Here is an 8,929-nt window from a genome sequence, read left to right as displayed (position 1 = left end):
AACACAAACAGACAATACCCCAGTTTTTGCGCCACTTCGCGATGATGTCAACGTGTTCCCCAATAGTCAGACGGATCCGTGGAAATCCTGACTCGCGCTATTATATCACACAATCGCCGCATCCCCTCGAGCGCTCGAACGGCCGAAAAGAGGCCTGACGGCTCCGGTAAACGCGGTCATAACAGGGAACATGGGCCACCCCCATACCGGAGGTGGCCCAATTCCGCATTTTCTCTTTCAGACCGTCAGGCCGGACGATGTCGCTTGATCAGCGAACCACGCCCTCCACCGGTACTTCTTCCTCTTCCTCCTTGGGCACGTCCGTCACGAGGACTTCCGTCATGAGCATCAGTCCTGCGATGCTCGCGGCGTTCTCCAGGGCACAACGAACCACCTTGGTGGGGTCGATGATCCCCGCTTTGAACATGTCCACGTACTTCTTGGACATGGCGTCGAAACCGACGTTGGTGTCCTTTTCGAGGACCTCCTGGACCACCACCGACCCGTCGAGACCCGCGTTTTCGGCGATTTGCTCAAGTGGTTTGGAAAGTGCCCGATAGACGATGTCCACGCCAATCTTTTCGTCACCGCGAGCATTCGCCCGCGCTTTCTCCACGGCTTCACGGCAGCGGAGGAGCGCCACGCCACCACCCGGCACAATACCCTCTTCAGCGGCAGCCCGCACCGCGTGGAGCGCGTCTTCCACCCGGGCTTTAGTCTGCTTCATTTCGGCCTCTGTGGCACCACCGACCTGAATGACCGCGACGCCGCCAGACAGCTTGGCCAGCCGCTCCTGGTATTTCTCGCGATCATAGTCGCTGTCGGTGGTTTCAATGAGGTGCCGGAGTTGATCGCACCGGGCCTTGATGTCGGCGGGCTTGCCCGCACCTTCCACAATCGTGGTCTTGTCGCGGTCCACGGTGATCTTTTTCGCTCGGCCAAGATGTGTCAGCTCGACATTTTCGAGCTTCATGCCGAGGTCTTCACTGATCAGCGTCCCACCGGTGAGGATGGCAATGTCACCCAGCATGGCCTTGCGACGATCGCCGAATCCCGGTGCCTTCACGGCACACACCTGGAGGACGCCGCGGAGCTTGTTGACCACCAGCGCGGTGAGGGCTTCGCCCTCCACGTCCTCGGCAATGATCAAGAGCGGCTTGCCCGTGTGAGCGACCTTTTCCAGAAGCGGGATCAATTCCCTGAGATTGCTGATCTTCTTTTCATGGATGAGGATGTACGCATCCTCAAAATAGCAGTCCATCTCGGGTACTCGGTTGATGAAGTACGGCGAGATGTACCCTTTATCGAACTGCATGCCTTCCACGACTTTGTAGGTCGTCTCGGCGGTCTTGCCTTCCTCGACGGTGATCACACCGTCCTTGCCGACCTTTTCCATCGCTTCGGCAAGCAGTTCGCCGATCTTGCGATCGTTATTCGCGCTGATCGCGCCGACGTTGGCCAAATCATTCTTGCTTTCGACTTTCTTGGCGATCGTCATCAGGTGAGAAACGGCCGCCTCGACAGCGCGGTCGATTCCACGACGGATGGCCGTCGGATTACTCCCGGCAATGACGTTCCGCAGGCCCTCTTTGTAGATCGCCCGGGCCAGCACAGTCGCGGTGGTCGTTCCGTCACCGGCCACATCCGATGTCTTGGACGCGACCTCTTTGACGAGTTTCGCGCCCATGTTCTCGAAACGATCTTCCAGTTCGACTTCTTTTGCCACAGTGACACCGTCTTTGGTCACCTGCGGCCCGCCGTAGGACTTGGAGAGGATCACGTTATGGCCGGCGGGACCGAGAGTCACCGCAACCAGATCAGCGAGCTTATCAACACCGCGCAGCAGCTTCGCGCGGGCCTGATCCTGAAACAACAGTTGCTTTGCCACGTCTGGGGCTCCTTATATTTGCAGGACCTCCCGATTGATTCCCAACCAGAATCACTTCACGATCTTCGCCAACACGTCGGACTCGCGGAGAATCTTGATTTCTTTTCCTTCGATTTCGATGTCCGTCCCCGCGTACTTTCCGAAGATCACCTCATCACCCACAGAGACAGACATCTCCGTACGTTTGCCGTTGTCGAGCAGGCGGCCTGGCCCCACGGCCAGCACCCGTCCACGTTGCGGTTTCTCTTTCGCTGTATCGGGCAGGACGATACCGCCCGGGGTCGTCTCTTCCGCTTCCAGAGGTTCCACAACAATCCGATCATCCAACGGCCGCAACTTGATTTCGCTCATCGTCGCACACCCTTTTTCCTGAAAACAACCTGACTCCGTTTATTCCTGTTTTCACACGCACCTATCATGAACCACGGAAGACAGGGCAACCTGTCGCTGGTGCTCTGCTGCCACTGTCTTCCCCATCTCGGCCGCATCGTCGGGCCGGACCAAACTTCGGCAACGGTTGCCGAAGGCTGTCTTCTCCGTACAGGGCCGCGCTTCTGCCGCGACCCGAGACGCAATATATATTGATCCGCACGGCCTCTTGGCCGCCGGGTTGCTCAGTAGTCAAAATCCTCGTCGTGGTGACCCGGCTTCTTGTCGGTCTCCTTCTTGGGGATCTCGGTGACGAGGCAGGAGGTGGTCAGGAGGAGGCTCGCCACACTGGCCGCGTTCTGAATCGCTACCCGAACCACCTTTGCCGGGTCGATGATACCTGCCTCGAACATGTCACAATACTGGTCTTTTTCGGCGTCGTAGCCCTCGTTTTTCTTCATTTTGCGAACCTGCGCCACGACGACCGCCCCATCCTGACCAGCATTCTCGGCAATGGTTCGCAGGGGAACTTCCAGAGCGGCTTCGACAATCTTCGCGCCGAGGGCTTCGTCGCCGGTCAGTTCGAGTTTCTCCAGCGCCTTCGCCGCCCTCAGGAGGGCCACGCCGCCACCCGGCACGATCCCCTCTTCCAGGGCCGCCTGGGTTGCGGCCTTGGCATCTTCAATGAGGTATTTCCGCTCTTTCATCTCGGTCTCAGTGGCCGCACCGACGAAGATCTGGGCCACGCCACCGGACAGTTTGGCCAGTCGCTCCTGGAGCTTTTCGCGGTCGTAATCGCTGGTCGTCGTTTGCAGTTCTTTCTTGATCTGCTCGCACCGACCTTCGATTTCTTCCTTGCTACCCGCACCACCGATGATCGTCGTGTCATCCGCCGTGACGATCACTTTCTTGGCCTGCCCGAGATCACTCAGCTTCACCGATTCGAGATTGATCCCGAGGTCTTTAAAGATGGCCTTTCCGCCGGTGAGAATCGCGATATCTCCGAGCATGGCCTTGCGGCGCTCACCATAGGCGGGAGCCTTCACCGCACACACGCTGAGAATCCCGCGGAGCTTGTTGACGACGAGCGTCGCCAGGGCCTCTCCTTCCACATCTTCAGCAATGATGAGGAGCGGCCGATTCGTCTTCGCCACGGCTTCGAGGAGCGGCACCAGCGAACGCGCGTTGGAAATCTTGTCCTCGTAAACCAGGATATAGCACTTCTCCAGTTCGCAGGTTTGCTCCTCCTGATTGGTCACGAAGTGCGGAGAGAGGAAACCACGGTCGAATTGCATCCCTTCGATGAATTCCACGGTGGTCTCGGCCTGCTTTCCTTCTTCCACCGTGATAGCGCCATTCTTGCCGACTTTCATGAAAGCGTCGGCCAGCACTGCGCCGATCGACGGATCGTTGTTGGCCGCGATGGTCGCAATCTGGGCGATTTCTTTGCGGTTTTTTTCGTCAACCGGCTGCGCCATCTTTTTGATGGCCTCAACCACGGCATCCACGGCCTTGTGAATCCCCCGGCTGAGCGCCATGGGGTCTGCACCGGCCGCGATCATTTTCAGGCCTTCCTTGAAAATGGCTTCCGCCAGAACCGTCGCCGTGGTCGTGCCGTCACCGGCGACGTCATTGGTCTTGGACGCTGCCTCGCGAACTAATCGGCAGGCCAGATTTTCATTGGGGTCTTCCAGATCGATGTCCTCCGCCACGGTCACGCCGTCCTTGGTGACCTTGGGCGAACCCCATCCTTTGTCCAGGACGGCATTGCGACCTCTCGGACCAAGAGTGGCCTTCACGGCCATCGCCAATTTGGTAACACCCGCTGCTAACGCCTGTCGTGCCGACTGGTCGAAAACAAGGTTTTTCGCCACTGGAAGATCCTCCTTTGCTCACAGAATGCCAATTGTTTCCCGGACATGCCCGATTGGTCGGGGCGGTTTGTCGCACCACGTAAAACCAGCGAGCGGGAGAATTCGCTCCCCCGATTCCGTCGATGTGGGGACAGGCCAATGCGACCTGCCGCGGGCACCTGACGTGTCCCCTCCTCGCGGTGACATCAATCCCGTCTTTAATGTTATTCCCCGCCCCGGGGTGCGTCGCGATGGAAGAACTGTCGCGTCCTTCCTATGCAATCTGTATGCCAAGGACCTTCTGTTGGCACAAGTGACGGATTAGACGCAAATTAGAGACGGGACGGGAACACGAGCGGGTGCGCGTCCTGGCACGCCGGAGGCCAGATCGGTGCCAAATTGGCAGTCCGCCGGGTTGTCCCAGCTAATACCGCTGGAGAGTCCCCACTGGCCGGCTCCTCGAGCATCGCCGTGCCTGCCCGGTAGAGAGAATTGTCCCGGCGGTTACCCCAAAAGAGAATTCACCGATTTTTAGTTTGACACCGTCGTCCCGTGACCTAGGCTTGTCATAGAGCCCGTCGGAAAGACGGTTGCGTTCCTCGTTCCGGCACCTCGGTGGCTCCTGCGTCAAGAGCGGAGCAATGCTGCAGGTTGCTGATCCTTCTGAGACGAACGACCGGACTGACGGCGGCTTATCTTGGGGAACTAATCTGGTCGTCTTTTCCGCAGCCTGGAGAGTCGACATCGCTCGACCAATGGTGAGATGCTATGGTCACATACCGTCCTGCATCGACAATCGAAGACTGGATTGCAGCCCTGCGACTCGTTTATCACTCCTACGTTCGTGCAGGACTCATTGCCCCGAACAAGTACATGCTCCGCGTGACTCCGTATCACCTGCTGCCCACCACCGACCTGTTTATCGCCTGCGAAGGCCCGCGCGTCATTTTAACGATGTCTCTCGTGCGCGATGGAATTCTGGGGATTCCCGCGGAAGCGGTGTATCCTGAGGCGATCGCCGCGCACCGCAAGGAACGCCGTGTCTTCGGCGAGGTGACGTGCCTGGCGGGTGAGGAAATCGGGAAAACCGGTCTCTCCCATTTCATTGAGCTTGTTCGCTTGCTCGCCCAATACGCCCGATTTACAGAACACCTCGACGAAGTCTTCATAGCCGTCCATCCCCGGCATGCACTCTTTTATGAAAAATTTTTGGGATTTGAACTGGTCGGCGACGTGCGGGAGTACCCCAGCGTGCAAAACCGGCCTGCTGTGCTTTTGTGTTTGGACGCCACCACCCTCCAGGAACGTCATCCGCGCGCTTATCAGATTCTTTTCGGGTCGCCGCTCCCCAAAGAACAGCTCTGGCCCACGCGCCTCCCCGTCGAGCACCGGCGTCTTCTGGAACCATTCGTGGACAAGAGATTCGTTCCGGCACCTCTGGCGGCCGAGGGAGAATGGCAGGCAGGCGAAGTCCGGCTGGTCGAAGCCTCTCAATAAGCCGCAAGCACCGAAGGGCCTTCGGAGCATGGGAGGCATCGAGCGTCTTTCGCCTTCGCTCATCCCCATTCTGCGATGCCGCAGGGGCCATGCATGAACGTCCCCGACCTTCAAACGGGAATGAAGCACGTCCACGAAGCGGACGATCCTGCGTGGGAATCCAGACCTGACGAGCAACTTACTCCCGGAGTGACTCAGCGGGCCACGCCGCTTCTGCCCACGGCAAAAGATGGATGATCTCGACGTTGAATGGCGGAGCTGGCAAGCCGTTCCGCCGGGCTGGACTTCAATCCTGCGCAAGCCATCCTGGGAGTCTGCCCTTTATAGCGGCGAAAAAATCGGGAATGAGTCAGCCTTTCGCCGACACCTGCTCAGGGGGGCGTCTCGCAGGATTCTTCTTGGGAACTGGCAGTCACGTCCTCAGGGCCCTGAGGGAACTGGCCCTCCGATTGCCTGTCCACAGTCTCGCGGGATTCAGCGTCTGTCTGTGCGAGAAAAATGAGTTCCAGGGGGTTGTCCGCCGTGGGGTCGGCAATGCGCAAAGCAGCGCGTCCTGCAACCAGCATTTGCAGGGTATCGCCGATCACCTCGCGTCGCCATCCCTGGGCCAGGATGGGCGGGGGATCGTCCGTGTTGCCGGAGAGCTGATAAGCCAGCCAGTCCCGCAAATCATTGGTCCCGCCCACGAGACCGACCGCAATTTGTTTTTTCAGACACAGGCTCGCGAGGGCGCTGTAGAGAAACTGTCCAACGACAGGGGACTGCTGAACTCCAGGCCGGTTGGGAAGTTGCGGCCATTTTTCTGGCGGCAGGGCAAGGGCTTCTCGGATGCACGCAGAGATCATGGGGACGAGGTGTCGAATGGAATGGTGCGACATCCCGCGAATGGCGAGGATTCGTTTGGGGTCACTGGATGCCCGCCGCGCCAGTTCCACCAGAAGATCGTCCCGTAAAACGCGACGTGGGGGGACGTTTCGTCTGGCGGCTTCCCGTTCCCGCCAGTGCCACAGCTCGCGCAGAATGGCCAGTTCTCGGCGGGACACTCCACCATACCCCGTCAGCCGCCGCCATCGCTCTTCCCCTTCCGCTTGGATGGCCATTTGCTGCTGGCGCTGCACTTCCTCGCTCAACCATTCCAGGCGATGGAGCCGGACGAGTTCGCGCTCCAGATGATCTCTCAAAGGGAGCAGGTATCGAACGTCGTTGAGGGCATACTCGATCTGCTTGTCACTGAGTGGCCTCCGTCGCCAGTCGGTCCGCGTCTCGTGCTTGGTTACCGAGATCCCCAAATACTTTTGCAAAATGTTGGCAAGTCCGGCGGGATACTCCAGACCGATCAACCCAGCGGCAATTTGCACATCAAAAACGCGGGAAGGAAACTGTCCGACGGCGTTGTAGCAGAATTGAAGATCCACTCGGCCGGCATGGACAACGACCTCCACGTTTCCCTCAATTATGGTTTCCCAGAAGCGTCGCACCGACCCGAGGGGGAAGGGATCGATCACCACCAGTTCATCATCGAAGGCAATCTGGATCAGGCACAGGTTGGGTTGATAGCTGTCCTCGGCCACAAACTCCGTATCCAGGGCCAGCCGAGATCGCCTCCGTAACTCTCGGCAGAAAACCTCGAAGTCATTGACGGCAGCTATACGGCGAACAGGGTGAGGATGGTCTCCAGCAGTTGCGGACTCTCGATTCACTGAGCACCCTTTCTCGTGTAACTGTCAACCCTTCCTGCTCTGGCGGCAACGTCGGATCATGGGCGGGACCTCTTTCGACTACAAGGACAGTATCGAGACACTTGCCCATTCGGACGCCTCACAATCCGGGACAGCGCCCATTCTCAATGTACCCTGCTCGTAGGCGGAAAATCGAGGGTCACGTCACTCGGTGGCGTCCCATCCCACAGCCTCGAGGAATGCGCCTGTTCAGCGAAGCGTTTCCGCAGCCGGGACGGAGGCGGCGACGTCCTGCGCCAGAATCTCCACCGAAAGCAACTCCACCACAAGGTCGATTTCCTCGCTCGGGGTCACATCTCCCGCGTCGTGGGTCACAAAGACGTCAATCGACTGCCGACGGGCCTTGCCATCGGTAAGCGTTCTCACGTCGTCCAACCACACCCCATCAGAGATCACCCGCTGGGTGATATTCTGAATCTTCCGTCGGTAGAACCCGGAAACAGCAGCCAGCGTGCTGCGACCCTCCAATCGGATGTAGTGGACGCGCATGGGATCGAATTGGACGCCGGGCAGTTCCTGCCTGAGCTGGGAGTTTGGCCAATCGAGGTGGTATTCGGCGACCACGGCACAGTTGGGGTGTGTTTCCTGGAACTCAGGCGGGCGTTTCTGACTGACCGATTCCAGAGCGCCCGGATCAACAGTGGCGAGACGGTCGGCCGCCTGTTTCAGTTCCCGACACACGGAGCGTCCCACGTTTTCAGCCATCAGCATCCAGCGAACCTTTGCAGAGAGGGCTGCGACGTTGGTAGCGCCTGGCTGACCGGGGGGCATCGCCCCACTCCCATATTCCTCGCCAAGCCCCGATCCTCCTGGTCCTCCGGGATAACCTGGTCCGTACCCGGGTCCAGGGCGGTATCCGGGACGGATGCCCGGTCGCCGAAGCGGGGGCCTGACGGGACGATTGAGATTCGGTTGCGGCGGTTCTTCCCGGGGAAGGCTCTTCACCACAACGACCATGCCCGGATCAATGAACAGATTATTCCCCAAGCCGAGCGCCGCCAGAGGTTCCGGCCCCTCTTCCAACTTGCTTTTCAGTATTCCGCTGAGCCTCAGCCGAATGGAACTCATCGGGAACGTGGCCGCCAGACAAATATCCCGGGCACTTTCTTTAAGCGAATTGACCTGCCGCAAACGTGCTTCGATGAGGGCGACCGCGTCGGGCGTCCAGAGTTTGGGGGCCAGTTTCAACGCGATCTCGCGTGGCAGCCCTTTCACCATTAAACGCCGTTCCTGGCTGACCAGCTTCGGCACGGGCTGAGCCGGTCCCCGCATACCCCCAGGTTGACCGGGAGCGGCCCCTGGATAACCGGGCGGATAGCCATAGCCGGGCGGTGCGGCACCTGACGGTTCTTCTGGCGAAGACGGCGGATAACCTGGGTATCCTTCCGGAGGACCGGAAGTATAGCCCGGCGGAGCCCCCGGCCCTGAATAGCCGGGGCCCGGATAACCGACCGGTGTGCCAGGCGGGGCTCCCATCGGTCTTGCTCCGGGAACCTGCTGCGCAAGCCGTGCCAGGTCTTCCAGACCCTGCGGGTCTTCCGCACCGATCACCGCTGCAAACACGGCCGCGTTAAGTTCCGTGA

The 8,929-nt window shown here is 59.4% G+C and carries 6 protein-coding genes and 1 pseudogene; 2 read left to right on the top strand and 5 right to left on the bottom strand.

Annotation, left to right across the window (positions count from 1 at the left end):
- Positions 1-268: 268 nt before the first annotated feature.
- The 3 genes from groL (H5U08_RS05200) to groL (H5U08_RS05190) all read right to left on the bottom strand — a co-directional run bounded on the left by groL (H5U08_RS05200) (position 269) and on the right by groL (H5U08_RS05190) (position 4,131).
- Positions 269-1,888: a chaperonin GroEL gene (gene groL / locus H5U08_RS05200; protein WP_297030971.1), complete on the bottom strand. Its 1,620-nt coding sequence runs from the start codon at positions 1,886-1,888 to the stop codon at positions 269-271.
- Positions 1,889-1,939: 51 nt separating this feature from the next.
- Positions 1,940-2,239, bottom strand: a complete 300-nt coding sequence (gene groES / locus H5U08_RS05195) for a co-chaperone GroES (protein ID WP_095416313.1) — start codon at positions 2,237-2,239, stop codon at positions 1,940-1,942.
- A gap of 263 nt (positions 2,240-2,502) precedes the next feature.
- Positions 2,503-4,131 (bottom strand): chaperonin GroEL, encoded by a 1,629-nt coding sequence (gene groL / locus H5U08_RS05190; protein ID WP_297030968.1) that lies wholly within the window; start codon positions 4,129-4,131, stop codon positions 2,503-2,505.
- A gap of 747 nt (positions 4,132-4,878) precedes the next feature.
- On the opposite strand from groL (H5U08_RS05190), the gene H5U08_RS05185 reads away from it, so the two are divergent.
- Together H5U08_RS05185 and H5U08_RS05180 are read left to right on the top strand one after the other, a co-directional pair.
- A complete protein-coding gene (locus H5U08_RS05185; RefSeq protein WP_297030967.1) occupies positions 4,879-5,607 on the top strand; it encodes a hypothetical protein in 729 nt (242 codons plus the stop codon).
- 93 nt (positions 5,608-5,700) lie between these two features.
- Entirely contained in the window at positions 5,701-5,844 is a 144-nt protein-coding gene (locus tag H5U08_RS05180) for a hypothetical protein (protein WP_297030965.1), read from the top strand.
- Positions 5,845-5,978: 134 nt separating this feature from the next.
- Here the strand turns inward: H5U08_RS05180 and H5U08_RS05175 are convergent, their stop codons facing one another.
- Together H5U08_RS05175 and H5U08_RS05170 are read right to left on the bottom strand one after the other, a co-directional pair.
- Positions 5,979-7,307 carry an HRDC domain-containing protein gene (locus H5U08_RS05175; protein ID WP_297030963.1) on the bottom strand — a complete coding sequence of 443 codons (1,329 nt, stop codon included), beginning with the start codon at positions 7,305-7,307 and terminating at the stop codon, positions 5,979-5,981.
- 228 nt (positions 7,308-7,535) lie between these two features.
- Positions 7,536-8,929: pseudogene (locus H5U08_RS05170) on the bottom strand (hypothetical protein); the annotation flags it as partial.

The organism is Thermogutta sp. (assembly GCF_014359955.1).
In the GTDB taxonomy this organism is placed as follows: domain Bacteria; phylum Planctomycetota; class Planctomycetia; order Pirellulales; family Thermoguttaceae; genus Thermogutta.
This window is presented reverse-complemented; position numbering and strand designations above follow the sequence as displayed.

Coding starts and splice junctions, on each gene's coding strand:
- groES (WP_095416313.1), bottom strand. CDS start 2,239: ATGAGCGAAATCAAGTTGCGGCCGTTGGATGATCGGATTGTTGTGGAA.
- H5U08_RS05185 (WP_297030967.1), top strand. CDS start 4,879: ATGGTCACATACCGTCCTGCATCGACAATCGAAGACTGGATTGCAGCC.
- H5U08_RS05180 (WP_297030965.1), top strand. CDS start 5,701: ATGAACGTCCCCGACCTTCAAACGGGAATGAAGCACGTCCACGAAGCG.